Genomic DNA, 15,909 nt, shown 5'->3' on the forward strand with positions numbered 1-15,909 from the left:
CCGGTGCGACCGGCGGGCGCCCGCGCACGTACCGCGCCGTACCGGCACTCCGATGCGCCCCGCTCCGTACCGGAGAACGGCTTGGACCGACCCCCGGCGGACGACGGTGGCTGCCTATACGCTGAACACCTGATCAACAGGTGTGCGCAGCACGGAAGTCGGGAAGGCCGCAAGACGACAGTCGCGGCGATCGGGGGCGGGAATGACCGTTGAGAGCGGTTACGCGGATTTCTTCGGTCCGCAGGTACCGCGCACGGGCGACGAGGGCCAGACACCCACGTTCGCGCTGGCCTCGGCGGCCTACCGGGACAACGAGGCCGACGAGATACTCAAGGCCAACAGCGAGTGGCACAAGTCGGAGGTCGCCAAGCCCCGGATCAAGCTGTTCCGGCCCAATCTGGGCGAGGCGTTCTCCCGGGCGGTCATCGACCGCATGCTGGGCTCCGGCCGCGCCCCGCTCATCCAGTCCTTCGGCACCCAGCCCCAGGTGGTGGTCGAGCACGCGCTGGCCGCACACCGCATCCGCCGCGAGCGCGACAACTGGCTGAGCGCCGTCATGGTCCTGTGCGGGCTGCTCTTCCTGCCCGGCCTGCTGGTGTGGCTGCTGGTCTTCCAGATCCGTACGACGATGACCAAGCGCGACGACAAGCGGGCCGGCGCGTTCGCCACCGCCCTGCTGGTCGGCGTCGGCGCCCTGGCCGCGCTGTTCCTGCTCCGCATGCCGTTCGACGGTTTCTGGGGCTGGTACGCCCGCGCGGCGGTGGTGGCCCCGGTGCTGGGCTGGTTCTGGGCCAAGCGGATCTGCGAGCGTACCGCCAGGGATCTGCGGGAGCGCTGGGACAGCCTGCTCTCCGGCAGCAGCATCGGCGCCAAGGTGCCCGAGGCGGTGCCGAGCAGCCCCGGTGAGACCGCGGCGGAGCAGCTGCGCCAGTCCCTGGCCCGGCTCAGCGCCGAGCAGCAGTCCAACTCCGTGTTCTACGCCGGCCCCAAGGGCATCCTCGGCATGGGCACCCGCTGGGGCAGCTGGCAGCTCGCCGAGGACCTGGTGCCGGCCGACCGAGACCGGGAGATCCACCCGTTCCGCAGCTGGGACGTGATCAAGGCGATCCACGACCGGCTGCGCATGCTGGAGCGCGGGCCGCTGAACACCGGCGGCTTCCCCAAGCCGTCGATCCGCCACTGGATCGTCACGCCCATCGGGGAGAACGCCACGTCGGTGTCCCGGCCCGAGGGCACGGACGTCGAGGCGTACCAGGTCAAGCAGCACGCGATACAGGAGATCTGCAACAAGCAGCAGTTCGGCGCAGGCGACCGGCACTACCTGGGGGTGCAGTGGACCCTGTGGGACGGCCAGCTGGTGATCACCATGCTGATCACGGTGACCGTGCTGCACGAGACGCTCCGCATCGAGGTGACCGGGCACGCCCTCGGGCCGGTGCACTCCCTGTTCACGACCAAGCCGGCGGCCAAGGAGAAGGAGGTCCAGAAGTCGATCAAGTTCTGGGAGACCCGGAAGGTGAAGCTCCCGCTGGTCGACCCGGACGAGGTGGTACGGCTGGCCGCGCGGGCGCCCCTGACGAAGTACCCGCCGCTGCTGTACTGGCTGGGCGGCAAGCTGAGCCTGCCCGAGCCGTTCGGGCTGCGTCACGCCTGGGCGGACAAGCCCTGGCGGCACCGGTTCATGGCGGACGACGCGCTGCGCGCGGCCACCCCGGTGCTGCGGGTGGTGCACTCGGCGGCGATCAAGGTGCTGGCGGAGAACGGCGTGGACACGGAGAAGTTCGGTTCCCGCTCCTCGTCCCTCTCCACGGCGGTGCAGGACGTCGCGCCGAAGAACGCCGACCTGTACGACGCGTAGGCGCACCGGTCGGGCGGGGGCCGTGTGACGGCCCCCGCCCGCGGGCCGGGCCTGCCGGCCGCCGTCAGCCCGTGGACCAGGCCTCCGCCAGCATCTTGCGGGTGTCCGCGAGCAGCTGCGGCAGCACCTTGGTGTGCCCGATGACCGGCATGAAGTTGGTGTCGCCGCCCCAGCGCGGGACGACGTGCTGGTGCAGGTGGGCGGCGATGCCCGCGCCCGCGACCGTGCCCTGGTTCATGCCGATGTTGAAGCCGTGGGCGCCGGACGCCGTGCGCAGCGCCGTCATCGCCTGCTGGGTGAGCGCGGCGAGCTCCGCCGTCTCCTCGGCCGTGAGCTCGGTGTAGTCGGCCACGTGCCGGTAGGGCACGGTCATCAGGTGGCCGCCCGTGTACGGGTACAGGTTGAGCACCGCGTAGACCAGTTCGCCGCGGCGCAGGATCAGCCCGTCCTCGTCGGAGCCGGCCGGGAGGGAGCAGAAGGGGCAGCCGTCGCCGGCGCCGGGGCCGCTCGGCTTGTTCTCGCCCTGGATGTAGGCCATCCGGTGGGGCGTCCACAGACGCTGGAACGCGTCCTGCGTGCCCACTCCCAACTGCTGCTCCGGCTCACTCGTCATGCGTGCAGCATATGGCGTGTCCGGCGGCACGCGGAAAAGGCCCCCGGGAGATCCCGGGGGCCTCGACGCCGTGCGCGGGTCAGATCTGCGCCCGCTCCTCGACGACCTTGGCGATCTTGGCGATGGCCTCGTCGACGGGGATGCCGTTCTCCTGCGAGCCGTCGCGGTAGCGGAAGGAGACCGCGCCGCTCGCCATGTCCTCGTCGCCCGCGATGACCATGAAGGGCACCTTCTGCTTCTGGGCGTTGCGGATCTTCTTCTGCATCCGGTCCGAGGAGGAGTCGACCTCGACGCGCAGACCCTGCTTGCGGGCCGCGTCAGCGAACTTCTCCAGGTACTCGACGTGCGCGTCACCGATCGGGATGCCGAGCGCCTGGACCGGGGCGAGCCAGGCCGGGAAGGCACCCGCGTAGTGCTCGAGGAGTACCGCGAAGAACCGCTCGATGGAGCCGAACAGCGCGCGGTGGATCATGACCGGGCGGGTCTTGGTGCCGTCCGCGGCCGTGTACTCCAGGTCGAAGCGCTCCGGCAGGTTGAAGTCGAGCTGGATGGTCGACATCTGCCAGGTGCGGCCGATCGCGTCCTTCGCCTGGACGGAGATCTTCGGGCCGTAGAAGGCGGCGCCGCCCGGGTCCGGGACCAGCGGCAGGCCCTGCTTCTCGGCGACCTGGCGCAACGTCTCGGTCGCCTCGTCCCAGGCCTCGTCCGAGCCGACGAACTTCTCCGGGTCCTTGGTGGACAGCTCCAGGTAGAAGTCGGTCAGCCCGTAGTCGCGCAGCAGGTTCAGGACGAAGGTGAGGGTCTTGTCGAGCTCCTCGGACATCTGCTCGCGGGTGCAGTAGATGTGCGCGTCGTCCTGCGTGAAGCCGCGGGCCCGGGTCAGGCCGTGCACGACGCCCGACTTCTCGTACCGGTACACGGTCCCGAACTCGAAGAGGCGCAGCGGCAGTTCGCGATAGGACCGGCCGCGCGCGTCGAAGATCAGGTTGTGCATCGGGCAGTTCATGGGCTTGAGGTAGTAGTCCACGCCCTCGTCGAGCTGCATGGGCGGGTACATGCCGTCGGCGTACCAGTCCAGGTGGCCCGAGGTCTCGAAGAGCTTCCCCTTCGTCGCGTGCGGGGTGTAGACGAACTCGTACCCCTCCTCCTCGTGGCGGCGCCGCGAGTAGTCCTCCATGACCCGGCGGATGATGCCGCCCTTGGGGTGGAAGACGGCGAGGCCGGAGCCGATCTGCTCCGGGATGGAGAACAGGTCGAGCTCGCTGCCGAGCTTGCGGTGGTCGCGCTTCTCGGCCTCGGCGAGGAACTCCAGGTGGGCCTTCAGCTCCTCCTTGGAGGGCCAGGCGGTGCCGTAGATGCGCTGGAGCTGCTTGTTCTTCTCGCTGCCGCGCCAGTACGCGGAGGCGTTGCGCATCAGCTTGAACGCCGGGATGTTCCGGGTGGTGGGCAGGTGGGGACCGCGGCAGAGGTCCTTCCAGCACAGCTCACCGGTCTTGGCGTCGAGGTTGTCGTAGATCGTCAGCTCGCCGGCGCCGACCTCGACGTCCGCGCCGTCGTCGTGGGACGCGGCGCCCTTGAGACCGATCAGCTCCAGCTTGTACGGCTCGTCGGCGAGCTCCTCGCGGGCCTCGTCGTCGGTGACGACACGCCGGGAGAAGCGCTGGCCGCGCTTCTGGATCTCCTGCATCTTCTTCTCGATGGCCTTGAGGTCATCGGGGTGGAAGGGCTTGTCCACGTCGAAGTCGTAGTAGAAGCCGTCCCGGACCGGCGGGCCGATGCCCAGCTTGGCCTCGGGGAACAGCTCCTGCACCGCCTGGGCCATCACGTGCGCGGTGGAGTGGCGCAGGATGTTCAGGCCGTCCTCGGAGGAGATCTCGACGGCCTCGACGGTCTCGCCGTCCCGGACCTCGTACGCGAGGTCCTTGAGCTCGCCGGCCACCCGCGCGGCGATGACCGAGCGCTCGCCCGCGAAGAGCTCGGCGGCCGTAGTGCCCGTCGTCACCACGCGTTCTTCCCGCTCGGAATCGCGTTGGATGATCACACGGACGTCTGACACCGGTCTCTCCTGACTGAAGGCTGTGGTCGCGGCGCCATACCGGAGCGCACGCATGGGTGCGATCGTACCGACCCGGGACGGCGGGACGCGAAATCAGTCGTCGCAGGCCGGGCCGCAGGCATCGCCGAAGCAGTCCGCGCTCTCCTGCAGCGCCTTCATCAGCCGGTCCCGTTCGGCCTCGTCCACCTGGACCGGCGCGACCTCCTGGACCCCGGTGAGGCGGCGGAATCCGCTCCGGCTGAGCAGCCGCCCGCGCAGTCGCACCGGCAGGCCCATCAGGTGGGCGTGCCCGGCGATCCGGTAATGCTCCTCACCCAGGGTGACGCGGACGTGTCCGACGTCGGGCCCGGCGAGCACCCGCAGCCGCACCGTCCCCTCGCCCCGGGGCTCCGACCGGTACATGCGCACCACCGCTCCGGTGACCGTGACCGTGACGGACGGCTCAGCGCGCCGGTAGCGGCGGCCGGCCTCGACGAGCGCGGGCAGGTCGCCGGGTGAGAACTCCACGGCCTCGGCGGCGGCCACGCAGCCCTCGGGCACGCCGGCCGCGGGGGCCCAGGACACGGCGACCCGGGCGCCCTCGGTGCCGCGGACCAGGGCGACGAGCGCCTCGGTGAGTTCGTGGTTGACGCCCGCCCCGACGGCCGTCGCGAAGGCGTCCATGGCCCCGGTGGCGCGCCGGTGGCCGACGGCCTCGCGGGCGGCGTGCAGGGCGTGGAACAGGCAGACCGCGAGGGGGCGGCCGGTGGTGACGGGGACGAAGGCGGTGAGGGTACGGCCGCCCTGCGCCGGGCCCACCAGGACGCCGTCCAGCGCGGCGGCGGCCGGGCGGCGGTGCCGGGCGCCGTGGAAGCCGGTGCGGGCGCGGGTGGCGAGCGCCGCGGAGAGCAGGGTGCGGCGGGCGGCGGACCGCAGTTGCTCCTCCGCCGTCCAGGCGACGGCGTCGCCGGGCCCGGCCGGGATGTCGCGCCACCAGCGGATCTCGTCGCTGGGCACGGAGAGGGCGAGCAGGATCTCGCGGGCGGAGGGGGTGCCGCTGCGGGAAAGGGCCAGCAGCGCCTCGGCGAGCAGGTCCTCGCTGTCGGGGAAGGCCCGGCCGACCGGGACCAGCAGGCTGGTGCCGGTGTCCGGGCCGGGCGGGGCCCAGCGGCCGTAGCGTCCGGGGGCGCCGCCGCGCCGCTGCCAGCCGTGCCGGCGCAGCAGGGCGGTGAGCACGGCGGGGTCGGTGTCCGCGGCCTCGGGGGGCGGCCCGTCGAGGGCGGCGTCGGCGGGGTGCGGGCGTACGGGCCGGGCGGGCTCCCCGGACGGGCGGTGGGTCACGGTTTTCCTCCCGTCCCGACCCGCGTCATGATCTCGCACAGCGCCCGGTCGTCGAAGACACGTGAGGTGGGGATCCGCACGGTGGTGCGCCGGCGGCCGGTGACGGGGTGCCCGGCGAGGTTGGTCCAGTAGCAGCAGTGCCGCAGGTCGAGCCGGTCGTGGTGGGCACGCAGCCAGTCGTCCTGGGAGCGCGGCAGGATCATCACGACGAGGATCTTGTGTACGGAGACCGGGGTGCGGGCGAGCTTCTCCAGGTGAGCGTTGTCCAGCGTGAAGGAGAAGGAGCGGCCCCGGGGATGTGGGGCGATCTGCGACGTGGCCTTGAGCTGCACCTTGATGGTGACCTCGTCGTCGACCAGGTGTCCGGGGGCGCTGTGGCTGACGTGCCAGTCGATGCCGTTGTCCGGGAAGGGCTGGGACAGCGAGCAGCCGGCCGCCGCGGCGACGGCGTGCAGATAGCCGACCTGCAACGTCTCCATGCAGGCGGTGGTGGCGAGGGTGCCGCGAGCGGCCGGTGTGCGCTCCGGCAGCAGCCCGCCCCGCTCGGGCTGCGCGATGGCCATGACCAACGACCTTCCAGAACAGTCGAATCCCATGTGCGGGTCGCTGAACTGCAAAGACCCGTACTCCTGTTGTCTCCTTCCGGCGTACGGCGCAAACAGCCCGGGTATCACCGGACCGAGCAGTGGACGGCGCGTCAACTGCTGGTGGTGAGCGAGGGGTTGGTGGGTATGACGTGCTGGTACGAGGGGCCGCTGGCCGCCTTTGACACGGAGACGACGGGTGTGGACGTCGAGGCCGACCGGATCGTGTCGGCCGCCCTCGTCGTGCAGGACGCCCCGGGCTCCCGGCCGCGGGTGACCCGCTGGCTGGTGAACCCGGGGGTGCCGGTGCCCGCCGCGGCGACGCAGGTGCACGGGCTGACGGACGAGCACCTGCAGCGCAACGGCCGCTGGCCCGCGCCGGTGATGTACGAGGTGGCCCAGGCGCTGGCGGAGCAGGCGGCGGTGGGCCGTCCGGTGGTGGTGATGAACGCACCCTTCGATCTGACGCTGCTGGACCGGGAGTTGCGCCGGCACCGGGCGTCGTCGCTGGCCCGCTGGTTCGAGCGGACGCCGCTGCTGGTGCTGGATCCTCGGGTGCTCGACAAGCATCTGGACCGCTACCGCAAGGGCCGCCGCACGCTGACGGACCTGTGCGCGCACTACGAGGTGGAGTTGGAAGGCGCGCACGACGCGGCGGCGGACGCGGTGGCGGCGCTGGAGGTCACCCGGGCGGTGGGACGCCGGTTCGCGGCCCGGCTGGAGCGGCTGTCCCCCGGTGAGCTGCACACTCTGCAGGCGGTGTGGCACGCGGCGCAGGCGCGGGGCCTGCAGGCGTGGTTCGCGCGCACGGGCACGGAGGAGGTCGTCGACCCGGCCTGGCCCCTGCGCCCGGAGCTGCCGGCAGCGGCGTGACCTCACATCACCGGTCCACGACGGCATCGTGAGCCGGGGGTGTGGGTGGCGGAGCCCCCACAACGCGCGGCGAAGCCGCGCAGAACACAAAGAGAGCGACGTGGTCCGCGTTTTCGGCGGACACACGTCGCTCTCGCGAGCGTGGGCGATACTGGGTTCGAACCAGTGACCTCTTCGGTGTGAACGAAGCGCTCTCCCACTGAGCTAATCGCCCGGGAACGCACTGAACAATACAGGGCCGGGCGGGCTTCGTTCAAACCGCTTCGAGGTGTGCCGCCAGTCCGCGCCGCCCGGCCCGCAGCATCAGCGCGTGGTTGGCGCGGAAGAGGGGCCGGCCGGGCACGGCCAGCAGGCGCAGCAGCCGAGCGCGGACGTCGACCTCCTGCTCGTAGTGGGTGAGGCAGCCGTGCGCGCCCAGATCGGTGACGGTCCAGCGGGCCCAGCCGTCGATGTCGCCGGACAGCCCTGCCTCCAGCACGCCGTTCTCCCGGTCCCGCCGCCCCTCCCGCAGGGTGAAGGTCAGGTCGTACGGCAGGACGGAGCGGATCGTGACGATGCCGGTGCTGTCGTCGAGGCGGGCGACCTCCCGCACCTGCGGCCACCACCGGGGGTAGTCCTCGATCCGCTCCAGTACGCCGTACACGGTCGCGGCGGGCGCGGACAGGGTCCACACACTGCGGAAGCGGTAATGGTTCCGGTCCATGTACGGAGTGTGCCCGCATGCGCCCGCCTTGTGCGTCACGGCATGCGGTTCCCCGGTGTGCGAGGTCGTCGGCCTCGCCTGCTCACCGGGGTCGAACGGCACATTCTTCGCGTCGTATTCGCCCAGTAGGGAAATGGCATTCCGGAACATGTCCGGCGGATTCCCGCCCGAGGCCCGGGTGTTGAACTTCTTCCAGGAATCCGTGTACGGCTGGAAGCCGGTCTTGACCTTGCTTTTCGGATGCTTCTTCTCGAAGAGGACGATGGTCTTGTTGATGTGCCGCGCCCGGCCCTCGGCACCCCACCACGCATAACGGACCGTCACCGTCCGGTCCCCGGGGCGCCAGGCGCGGAGGCCCCCAGGACACGTCAATGATTCGGACAGGAATTGGCGCCCGCCCCCGGCACGGCTTGACGACGGCCTTGCCCGCCGACGAGCCAGGGTGGGACGGAAACCGGCAGGCCGGCACCGCGTGGCCGACCGGCCGAACAACGCGGCATCGGCGCCGGCCACGGACGCGGAAGGTCACGGTTGGCGGAACGCGAGGGAAGCGGAACCCCGCGACGGGGCCGGGAGCGGCGCATGGACCCGCACGACGAAGCGGCCCGGCTCACGATTCGTGAGCCGGGCCGCCTTGATCCGGTGGGCGATACTGGGTTCGAACCAGTGACCTCTTCGGTGTGAACGAAGCGCTCTCCCACTGAGCTAATCGCCCGGACGCAGGAAGAACATTACCCCATGTCAGGGGGTGCCCGTGACCACCGGGGACCGCGCGGTCCGGCCCCCGGCGCGCGTCACTGATCCTTGATCTTCCACGGCATCTGCAGACCGAACTTCCACAGGTAGAAGCCGGCCAGCGCGGCCACGATCACCAGGCCGACCGAGGTCAGGATGATGTTGCGGCGACGCACCCTGGGGTCCAGCGCCCGCTGGGCCGCCTCGGTGACCTTGCGCTTGGTCCAGCGCAGCACCAGCTGGGCCCACACGAACTCGGTCGCCCAGATCGCCATGCCGCCGAAGATCACGACCCAGCCCGGGCCGGGCAACGGCAGCATGATCACGCCGGCCACCACCACGGCCAGGCCGACGACGAAGACCCCCACCTGCCAGCTCAGATGCAGCGCCCGCCGTGCTCTGACGAACTCGGGCGCCCGCGAACCGAGCCCCCGCTCGCCCCGGCCCTCGCCCTCGTCCACCGTCACCCCGCGGGTCACCGCCGCGACCTCGACGGATTCGTCACTCCCCGTGTTCATGCAGCCCAACACTACCGGACCGAAAGACGTCACCGGAATGGACGCAGGGCACGAACGATCTCTCGGCCGGAAGAGTTACGTAATCCCACGCAAAACACTCAGAGGGGTTTACAACGGCACCGTAGGTGGCATGTCGATTTCGCCGACGTGCGAATCCCCGAGCGCACACTGAGCGAAAGGCCCTGGCGCTTATGAACACCACGGTCAGCTGCGAGCTGCACCTGCGCCTCGTTGTGTCGAGCGAGTCCTCCCTGCCTGTCCCCGCAGGCCTGCGGTACGACACGGCCGACCCCTACGCCGTGCACGCCACCTTCCACACCGGAGCCGAGGAAACCGTCGAGTGGGTGTTCGCCCGCGACCTCCTCGCCGAGGGACTTCACCGCCCCACGGGCACCGGCGACGTCCGCGTCTGGCCGTCGCGCAGTCACGGTCAGGGCGTCGTGTGCATCGCCCTGAGCTCTCCGGAGGGGGAAGCCCTGCTCGAGGCCCCGGCGCGGGCCCTGGAGTCCTTCCTGAAGCGCACAGACGCCGCCGTGCCGCCCGGCACGGAACACCGGCACTTCGATCTCGATCAGGAGCTCTCGCACATCCTGGCGGAAAGCTAGGCGAGGGCCACGGAACCGCCCGACGCCGTCGACTCGGGGTGACGGCTCGGGCCCGGACAGCCGCATACGGGCAGCCGCATACGGCTCACACACACCGGCGCCGGCGCCGCGGTCCACCGCGGCCCGGCGCCGTTGTGCTGCCCGTGAGGGCACGGTCACGCTGTCCACGGGGGCACACGCACGGACGGCCGGGAACGACCGGGCGCCGTTCCGCGTCGGATTCGAAGCCATGTGCGGAACAGGGGAGGTCCACGCACGCCGGAGCCACTACCATCGGCCAGCATCGGCGGGCGCCCGCCCGACCCCCCAGGCCAGGGAGCGAATCGTGCTGATCACCCATGACACCCGGTGCGCGCTGGACACCGTGGTGGATCTGGTGAACACCGCACCGGAGGAGGACGCGACACCGGACGGACTGCCGGACATCGCGGCCCTCGAGGCGTTCGTGCGTGACCACAAGGTCAGCGAGGTCGGCACGCTCACCGAGTTCGACCTGGCCGGGGTGCGCAAGATCCGGGCCCGTTTCGCCGCGGTCTTCGCCGCGCCCGACGCCCGCAGCGCGGCCACGATGATCAACGAGCTGATCGCGGCGGCCGGCACCACTCCCCGGCTCACCGACCACGACGGCTACAACTGGCACGTGCACTACTTCGCGCCCGGCGCCTCGGTGGCCGACCACCTGGCCGCCGACTGCGGGATGGCGCTGGCGTTCTTCGTGGTCGCCGGTGAGCAGGAGCGGTTGCGCCGCTGCGAGGCGCCGGACTGCCGTCACGCCTTCGTCGACCTCTCCCGCAACCGCTCGCGCCGCTACTGCGACAGCCGCACCTGCGGCAACCGGCTGCACGTCGCCGCCTACCGGGCGCGCCGCAAGGAAGCGGCCGGCTGACCCGTCGGGCGCTACGGACGGATGGTGGGCCGACGCGGTCCCGACGGGTGACGCCGGGAACCGCGGGTACGGCTCACAGCCACAGCAGGTCGTGCAGGGCAGCCGTGAGCAGCAGACACCCGATCACCGCAAGAAAGATCATCAGCGGTGGCTGGGATAGGGCGAAAAGGCATCCGCGCGGCTCGTCCTGCAGCGGCGCGGCATCGCTCTGTGTCGTGTCCAGCATCTCGCCGCGATGATGACGCATGGGACGGGCGCCACGCGATCAACACTCACGGAAAGCACGCCGGTACGCCGAAACCGCGATCTACGGTTCGGTTGGTGATCACTTCCGGGCGGTCCGGGAACCCCCTGTGACGCATGTGGTCCGAGGGGCGTCAGATGCCGTGCTTCTTGAGGATGGCCTCGATGTCGCTGAAGTCGTCGTCCCCCTGGGAGGCCGGCGCGCGGCGGGGGGCGGGGCTCTCTCCTCGAGGGGCCGCCTGGCCCAGGGCGGGCGCGGAGGCGCCCGGTGCCGCGGCCGTGGGGGCGGCCGCCTGCCGTGCCGCCTTGCGTTCCTTACGGGTGCCGCCGCGTCGGCGCTCCACGGTGCGGGTGGTGGCGAACAGCACCCAGGACAGTCCCAGCACGGCGAAGCCGGCCCAGGCGGTCGGGCTGAAGGCGGTGTCCGCGAGCCAGTCGACGACCCCAGCCATCACGAGGCCGAGCGGCACCAGCGCGTACGCGGCGATGCGGGTCGCGGTGAGGTAGCGCTTGCGGTAGGCCGTGACCACCGCGATGCCCAGGCCCGCCGCGGCGACGGCGGAGCAGACGGTCTCGGCAATCATCCGGTCCTCCAGGGCAGGTGCGTACGGGCACGAGGTGGTTCTCGTCCCTTCCATCCTGCACCCGCCGCGGGCCGCCCGGCCATGCTCGGGGCGGACATCAGGGACATCTCCGGGTCACGGATCATCCGCAGGTGCCGGTCGGCGCCCGTCCGCCACGTGCCCGGATTGGGTGGCGCGGGGCCCGGCTGGAAGACTGTCACCATGAGTGACTCCCCCCCCGCCCGCGCCGCCGCCCCCGTTCTCGAGGTGTGGTGCGAGCTGCAGTGCTCCGACTGCCGAACCGCCCTGGACGACCTGCGCGCCCTGCGCGCCCGGTACGGCGACCGCCTGGAGATCCGGCTGCGGCACTTCCCGCTGGAGAAGCACAAGCACGCCTTCGCCGCCGCGCAGGCCGCCGAGGAGGCGTGGGAGCAGGGGCAGGGGTGGCCCTACGTGGAGGCCGTGCTGGACCGGCTCGACGAGCTGGACCGCCGGGGCGAGTCCTTCCTGGTCGAGGTCGCCGGCGAGCTCGGTCTGGACGCCGAGGAGGTCGACACCGCCCTGATCGACGGGCGGCACATCCTGATGGTGGACGCGGACCAGGCCGAGGGCAAGGCGATCGGCGTGACCGGGACACCGACGTATGTCATCGGCGGCGAGCGGCTCGACGGCGGCAAGAGCCAGGAGGGGCTGCGCGCGCGCATCGAGGAGATCACGGACCGCCTGCTGGCGGACCCGGAGGCCTGACCGGCCCCGCGGCGCCTGGCAGCACACCGCGCCGGCTGCACGAGTACTCGGACCTAGTGTTCCGGTCCTGGTGGACAAGGCAGGGCTGCCCCGGTGCCGTGACGGGTACGCCGGTACGGCTGAACCGGCATCCCGCCCCGGCACCCGGGCCCACCACTGCGATCCACGTACCGGGAGAACGGGTCCCGCCGCACCGATGTCCCGCCGGATCGGCTCGCCGGAATCCGCCGCACCTGTCTGCTGGATCGATCCGCCGGAATCAGCCTCATCGGCGCGCTCTTGCCGGCCCGCCGAGATCCCGCCGCACCGGTGTCCCCGCCGGCGCGGCCCGACCGAGTGGGGCCGTGATCGGTGGCGGCCCGCTCGCCCTCTCCGGCGGCGGCCGTGACCGGTGTCGGCGGGCAGACGGGCCGGCGGCGGTTACATCAGTGGCTTGTACAGCGAGTAGCTCGTCGTCGTGTAGCCGAGCGATGCGTAGAGCCGTTCCGCCGGGGTGTTGCCGGCGAAGACGTTGAGGCCGACGGCCCCGTTGCCCGCGGCGGCGGCCTGGGCCTCGGCCAGGAGCATCAAACTGCGGCCGTGACCCCGGCCGCGGTGCACCGGCACGGTCTCCACGTCGTACACGTAGGCGCGCTCCCCGCGCAGCGCGAGCCACAGCGTGCCGACCACCACGCCCTCGTGCTCGAGGACGCTGAGGACCATGTCCTCCGTGGCGAGGCCGTAGGGCAGCAGCGCCGCCTGGTCGGAGGCGGCCTTGGCGCGTGCCTCGGCCTCCGGCACCCCGCGCCGGACCCACTCCTGGGCGTAGTCCGCCGAGCTCGCGGTCTGCCAGGGGACGAACTCCTCCTCGGTCATGGGCCGTGCGCGCGTGCCGTCCGGCAGGGCGGGCGGTGTGTCGCCGAGGGCCTTCTCCATGGACCGGTTGCGCACGACGTAGCCGAGAGCCGTGGCGAGGGAGAGGGGGGTGCCCGGTTCGGCGGGGACGGTGACCTCGATGCGACGGCAGCCCCACGTGCGGGCCACCTCCTCCGCCGCCAGGGCGGCCACCGTGCCCCGGCCGCGCCGCCGGTCCGGTTCGTCGATGCGCAGGCTGACGATCCGGGCCACGGCGTCGCCGAAGACCGGGTCCGTGCCGAGGTGCACCTCACCGACGGGACGGCTGTTCACGCAGACGTGGAAACGGCGCGAACGCGTCCCGTCGGGGTTCCGCTGAAGCGGCTCGGTCGGCCGCAGGGTGGTGGTCATCAGGGGTGTTCTACCCGCTCCGCTCCCCCGCTTCAGCCGGTTTTCCGGCCCCTCACGGATCGATGTCCGCCGCGGACCGCTCGTCGAAGACCCGCATGGCCTTGGCCGTCACCGGGCCGGGGGCGGCGGACAGTTCACGGTCGTCGACGCGGTGCACGGCCTGCACGTCGCGCAGGGTGGAGGTGAGGAAGATCTCGTCGGCGTCCCGCAGGACGTCCAGCGGCAGGTCGGTCTCCTTGGCGCCGGTCCACTCGGCGACCAGGGCACGGGTGATGCCCGCGAGGCAGCCGGAGGCGAGCGGCGGGGTGTGGATCTCGCCGTCGAGGACGACGAAGACGTTCGACCCGGTGCCTTCGCAGAGCTGTCCGACCGTGTTGGCGAAGAGCGCCTCGGTGGCGCCGTGTTCGTGGGCGCGGGCGAGGGCGACGACGTTCTCGGCGTACGAGGTGGTCTTCAGGCCGGTGAGCGCGCCGCGCTCGTTGCGGGTCCAGGGCACGGTGACGACGGCCGTGGAGTCGGGGCGGCGGGTGGTCTCGCTGAGGGCGACGACGAGGGTGGGGCCCTTGTCGCCGCGGTCGGAGCCGAGCGGGCCCTGCCCGCCGGTGTAGGTGAGGCGGAGCCGGCCCAGCGGCACGGGGTTGGCCTCGATGACGGCGGCGCAGGCGCGGCGCACCTCGTCGAGGTCGGGGTCGGGCAGTCCGAGCCCGCGGGCCGAGCGGGTCAGCCGGTCGAGATGCCGGGTGAGGGCGAACGGCCGGCCGTCCACGGCCTTCACCGTCTCGAAGATGCCGTCACCCACGGTCAGTCCGTGGTCGAGGACGGAGACGCGGGCGGACTCGATGTCCCGCAGCGCGCCGTCGAGCCAGATCTTCACGTCCGGATCCTTTCGCTCACCTGGTACGTCCCCGACGCTACCGCGAGCAGCCGGGAGGCCTTCAGTTCGGTCTCCCGCCACTCCCCCTCGGGGTCGGAACCCCAGGTGATGCCGGCGCCGGTACCGAACCGCAGTACGGCCGCGCCGTCCGCGTCCCGGTCGATCCAGAAGGTGCGGATGCCGACGGCGAGCACACCGGTGCCGCGGTCGGCGTCGACCCAGCCGATCCCGCCGCAGTAGGGGCCCCGCGGTGCCGGTTCCAGGACCTCGATGATCCGCAGCGCGCTGGACTTGGGCGCCCCGGTGACGGAACCGGGCGGGAAGGCCGCGCCGAGGAGTCCGGGCCAGCCCTGGCCGTCCCGCAGCTCGCCGCGGACCGTCGACACGAGGTGGACCAGGCCGGGGTGCTTCTCGACGGCGCACAGGTCGGGCACCGTGACCGTGCCGGTGGCGCAGACCTGCCCGATGTCGTTGCGGACCAGGTCGACGATCATGACGTTCTCGGCGTGGTCCTTCTCCAGCAGGTCCGCCTCGGTCCGGCCGGTGCCCTTGATGGGCCCGGACTCGACGACCCGGCCGTCACGGCGCAGGAACAGCTCGGGGGACGCGGTGGCGATCTCCACGCCGTGCCGGGGCAGCCGAATCGTTCCCGCGTACGGCGCCGGGTTGCCGCGGGCCAGCAGCGCGGTCAGGGCGTCCACGTCGGCGTCCGGGGGCACCGGCGCGGACAGGACGCGGCAGAGGTTCGCCTGGTACACCTCGCCCGCAGCTATGTGGTCGCGGATGCGGCGCACCGCCGCCGTGTACGCGCCGCGGTCGAGGGAGGACGCCCAGTCACCGGCCGCGGGCCCCCGCCATGCCCCCGGCCCCGGCCGGGGCACCGGCTCGTCCCGGACGTCCCGGAACCGGGCGCAGGTCAGACGGCCCTCGAAGTCGGCGGCGACGGCCCAGAAGCCCGTGGAGTCGAGGGCGGCGGGGTCGTCGGTGACGTCGGCGAGGCCGGTGGCGACACGGTCACCGAAGCGCGCGAGAGGTGGCAGGTCGAGCACGCCACGAGTCTATGGCGGCCCGCGTGGCGGTGACGTGGCCACGCCCGTGAGCAGGCGCAGCGCAGCACGCTGCGCAAACGGGTTTTTGTGCTGGCCCGGGAATCCGCTAGAGTTCAGTTCGTCGCCGGGACGCGCAAGCGGACCGAAACGACAGGCGGACGTAGCTCAGTTGGTAGAGCGCAACCTTGCCAAGGTTGAGGTCGCGAGTTCGAGCCTCGTCGTCCGCTCGAAGGAAGAGGGGACTTCCCGGTCTCCTACACTCCTGGTGGAGTGGCCGAGAGGCGAGGCAACGGCCTGCAAAGCCGTCTACACGGGTTCAAATCCCGTCTCCACCTCCAAGGACGATTAGCTCAGCGGGAGAGCGCTTCCCTGACACGGAAGAGGTCACTGGTTCAATCCCAGTATCGTCCACCGGATCTCCGGATCCTGGATCTGCG

Annotated in this window: 16 protein-coding genes and 5 tRNA genes; 8 read left to right on the forward strand and 13 right to left on the reverse strand. The window is 71.6% G+C overall.

The window, feature by feature from the left end:
- Positions 1–202: 202 nt before the first annotated feature.
- Positions 203–1,858: a hypothetical protein gene (locus B100_RS0126355; protein ID WP_024887409.1), complete on the forward strand. Its 1,656-nt coding sequence runs from the start codon at positions 203–205 to the stop codon at positions 1,856–1,858.
- Positions 1,859–1,922: 64 nt separating this feature from the next.
- On the opposite strand, the gene B100_RS0126360 is transcribed toward B100_RS0126355, so the two are convergent.
- The 4 genes from B100_RS0126360 to B100_RS0126375 all read right to left on the reverse strand — a co-directional run bounded on the left by B100_RS0126360 (position 1,923) and on the right by B100_RS0126375 (position 6,410).
- Entirely contained in the window at positions 1,923–2,471 is a 549-nt protein-coding gene (locus B100_RS0126360; RefSeq protein WP_037723532.1) for an HIT family protein, read from the reverse strand.
- Positions 2,472–2,550: 79 nt separating this feature from the next.
- On the reverse strand, positions 2,551–4,527 hold the full coding sequence (thrS, locus tag B100_RS0126365) for a threonine--tRNA ligase (RefSeq protein WP_024887411.1): 1,977 nt from the start codon (positions 4,525–4,527) through the stop codon (positions 2,551–2,553).
- A gap of 93 nt (positions 4,528–4,620) precedes the next feature.
- A complete protein-coding gene (locus tag B100_RS0126370; RefSeq protein WP_024887412.1) occupies positions 4,621–5,847 on the reverse strand; it encodes a hypothetical protein in 1,227 nt (408 codons plus the stop codon).
- The gene (locus B100_RS0126375; protein ID WP_024887413.1) at positions 5,844–6,410 is read right to left on the reverse strand and encodes a DUF4365 domain-containing protein; all 567 of its coding nucleotides are present in this window, start codon (positions 6,408–6,410) and stop codon (positions 5,844–5,846) included. The genes B100_RS0126370 and B100_RS0126375 overlap by 4 nt, the downstream gene beginning before the upstream one ends.
- A gap of 168 nt (positions 6,411–6,578) precedes the next feature.
- Between B100_RS0126375 and B100_RS0126380 the strand changes: the two genes are divergently transcribed.
- Positions 6,579–7,304 (forward strand): 3'-5' exonuclease, encoded by a 726-nt coding sequence (locus B100_RS0126380; RefSeq protein ID WP_024887414.1) that lies wholly within the window; start codon positions 6,579–6,581, stop codon positions 7,302–7,304.
- 142 nt (positions 7,305–7,446) lie between these two features.
- Here B100_RS0126380 and B100_RS0126385 read toward each other — a convergent pair.
- The 4 genes from B100_RS0126385 to B100_RS0126400 form a co-directional block, all read right to left on the reverse strand.
- A tRNA-Val gene (locus tag B100_RS0126385) sits at positions 7,447–7,518 on the reverse strand.
- Positions 7,519–7,557: 39 nt separating this feature from the next.
- Complete coding sequence (locus tag B100_RS0126390; RefSeq protein WP_024887415.1) at positions 7,558–8,007, reverse strand: SRPBCC family protein; 450 nt, start codon at positions 8,005–8,007, stop codon at positions 7,558–7,560.
- Between the two features lie 643 nt (positions 8,008–8,650).
- Positions 8,651–8,722 (reverse strand) — tRNA-Val (locus tag B100_RS0126395).
- Between the two features lie 79 nt (positions 8,723–8,801).
- Positions 8,802–9,260: a TIGR02611 family protein gene (locus B100_RS0126400; RefSeq protein WP_024887416.1), complete on the reverse strand. Its 459-nt coding sequence runs from the start codon at positions 9,258–9,260 to the stop codon at positions 8,802–8,804.
- Positions 9,261–9,451: 191 nt separating this feature from the next.
- Between B100_RS0126400 and B100_RS0126405 the strand changes: the two genes are divergently transcribed.
- Together B100_RS0126405 and B100_RS0126410 are read left to right on the forward strand one after the other, a co-directional pair.
- Positions 9,452–9,865 (forward strand): SsgA family sporulation/cell division regulator, encoded by a 414-nt coding sequence (locus B100_RS0126405; protein ID WP_004002642.1) that lies wholly within the window; start codon positions 9,452–9,454, stop codon positions 9,863–9,865.
- A gap of 325 nt (positions 9,866–10,190) precedes the next feature.
- Positions 10,191–10,751, forward strand: coding sequence for a CGNR zinc finger domain-containing protein (locus B100_RS0126410; protein WP_024887417.1), 561 nt, complete (start codon positions 10,191–10,193; stop codon positions 10,749–10,751).
- Between the two features lie 73 nt (positions 10,752–10,824).
- Here the strand turns inward: B100_RS0126410 and B100_RS37305 are convergent, their stop codons facing one another.
- Together B100_RS37305 and B100_RS0126420 are read right to left on the reverse strand one after the other, a co-directional pair.
- On the reverse strand, positions 10,825–10,977 hold the full coding sequence (locus tag B100_RS37305; protein WP_199785287.1) for a hypothetical protein: 153 nt from the start codon (positions 10,975–10,977) through the stop codon (positions 10,825–10,827).
- Between the two features lie 151 nt (positions 10,978–11,128).
- Complete coding sequence (locus B100_RS0126420; RefSeq protein WP_024887418.1) at positions 11,129–11,578, reverse strand: hypothetical protein; 450 nt, start codon at positions 11,576–11,578, stop codon at positions 11,129–11,131.
- 201 nt (positions 11,579–11,779) lie between these two features.
- Between B100_RS0126420 and B100_RS0126425 the strand changes: the two genes are divergently transcribed.
- Positions 11,780–12,304: a DsbA family protein gene (locus B100_RS0126425; protein ID WP_024887419.1), complete on the forward strand. Its 525-nt coding sequence runs from the start codon at positions 11,780–11,782 to the stop codon at positions 12,302–12,304.
- A 420-nt stretch (positions 12,305–12,724) separates the two neighbouring features.
- Here B100_RS0126425 and B100_RS0126430 read toward each other — a convergent pair whose 3' ends face one another.
- The 3 genes from B100_RS0126430 to B100_RS0126440 are packed head-to-tail and all read right to left on the reverse strand — an operon-like array spanning position 12,725 to position 15,472.
- Positions 12,725–13,549 carry a GNAT family N-acetyltransferase gene (locus B100_RS0126430; RefSeq protein ID WP_024887420.1) on the reverse strand — a complete coding sequence of 275 codons (825 nt, stop codon included), beginning with the start codon at positions 13,547–13,549 and terminating at the stop codon, positions 12,725–12,727.
- A 52-nt stretch (positions 13,550–13,601) separates the two neighbouring features.
- Entirely contained in the window at positions 13,602–14,423 is an 822-nt protein-coding gene (locus B100_RS0126435) for an aminodeoxychorismate lyase (RefSeq protein WP_024887421.1), read from the reverse strand.
- A complete protein-coding gene (locus tag B100_RS0126440; RefSeq protein ID WP_024887422.1) occupies positions 14,420–15,472 on the reverse strand; it encodes a chorismate-binding protein in 1,053 nt (350 codons plus the stop codon). The genes B100_RS0126435 and B100_RS0126440 overlap by 4 nt, the downstream gene beginning before the upstream one ends.
- A gap of 154 nt (positions 15,473–15,626) precedes the next feature.
- Between B100_RS0126440 and B100_RS0126445 the strand changes: the two genes are divergently transcribed.
- The 3 genes from B100_RS0126445 (at position 15,627) to B100_RS0126455 (ending at position 15,883) form a co-directional block, all read left to right on the forward strand.
- A tRNA-Gly gene (locus tag B100_RS0126445) sits at positions 15,627–15,699 on the forward strand.
- Between the two features lie 37 nt (positions 15,700–15,736).
- Positions 15,737–15,810, forward strand: a tRNA-Cys gene (locus B100_RS0126450).
- Position 15,811: 1 nt separating this feature from the next.
- Positions 15,812–15,883, forward strand: a tRNA-Val gene (locus B100_RS0126455).
- The last annotated feature ends 26 nt before the right edge of the window (positions 15,884–15,909 follow it).

It is taken from the genome of Streptomyces sp. CNH189 (assembly GCF_000527195.1).

Coding starts and splice junctions, on each gene's coding strand:
- B100_RS0126405 (WP_004002642.1), top strand. CDS start 9,452: ATGAACACCACGGTCAGCTGCGAGCTGCACCTGCGCCTCGTTGTGTCG.
- B100_RS0126375 (WP_024887413.1), bottom strand. CDS start 6,410: ATGGCCATCGCGCAGCCCGAGCGGGGCGGGCTGCTGCCGGAGCGCACA.
- B100_RS0126420 (WP_024887418.1), bottom strand. CDS start 11,578: ATGATTGCCGAGACCGTCTGCTCCGCCGTCGCCGCGGCGGGCCTGGGC.
- B100_RS0126400 (WP_024887416.1), bottom strand. CDS start 9,260: ATGAACACGGGGAGTGACGAATCCGTCGAGGTCGCGGCGGTGACCCGC.
- B100_RS37305 (WP_199785287.1), bottom strand. CDS start 10,977: ATGCTGGACACGACACAGAGCGATGCCGCGCCGCTGCAGGACGAGCCG.
- B100_RS0126355 (WP_024887409.1), top strand. CDS start 203: ATGACCGTTGAGAGCGGTTACGCGGATTTCTTCGGTCCGCAGGTACCG.
- B100_RS0126360 (WP_037723532.1), bottom strand. CDS start 2,471: ATGACGAGTGAGCCGGAGCAGCAGTTGGGAGTGGGCACGCAGGACGCG.
- B100_RS0126430 (WP_024887420.1), bottom strand. CDS start 13,549: ATGACCACCACCCTGCGGCCGACCGAGCCGCTTCAGCGGAACCCCGAC.
- B100_RS0126380 (WP_024887414.1), top strand. CDS start 6,579: ATGACGTGCTGGTACGAGGGGCCGCTGGCCGCCTTTGACACGGAGACG.
- B100_RS0126425 (WP_024887419.1), top strand. CDS start 11,780: ATGAGTGACTCCCCCCCCGCCCGCGCCGCCGCCCCCGTTCTCGAGGTG.
- B100_RS0126390 (WP_024887415.1), bottom strand. CDS start 8,007: ATGGACCGGAACCATTACCGCTTCCGCAGTGTGTGGACCCTGTCCGCG.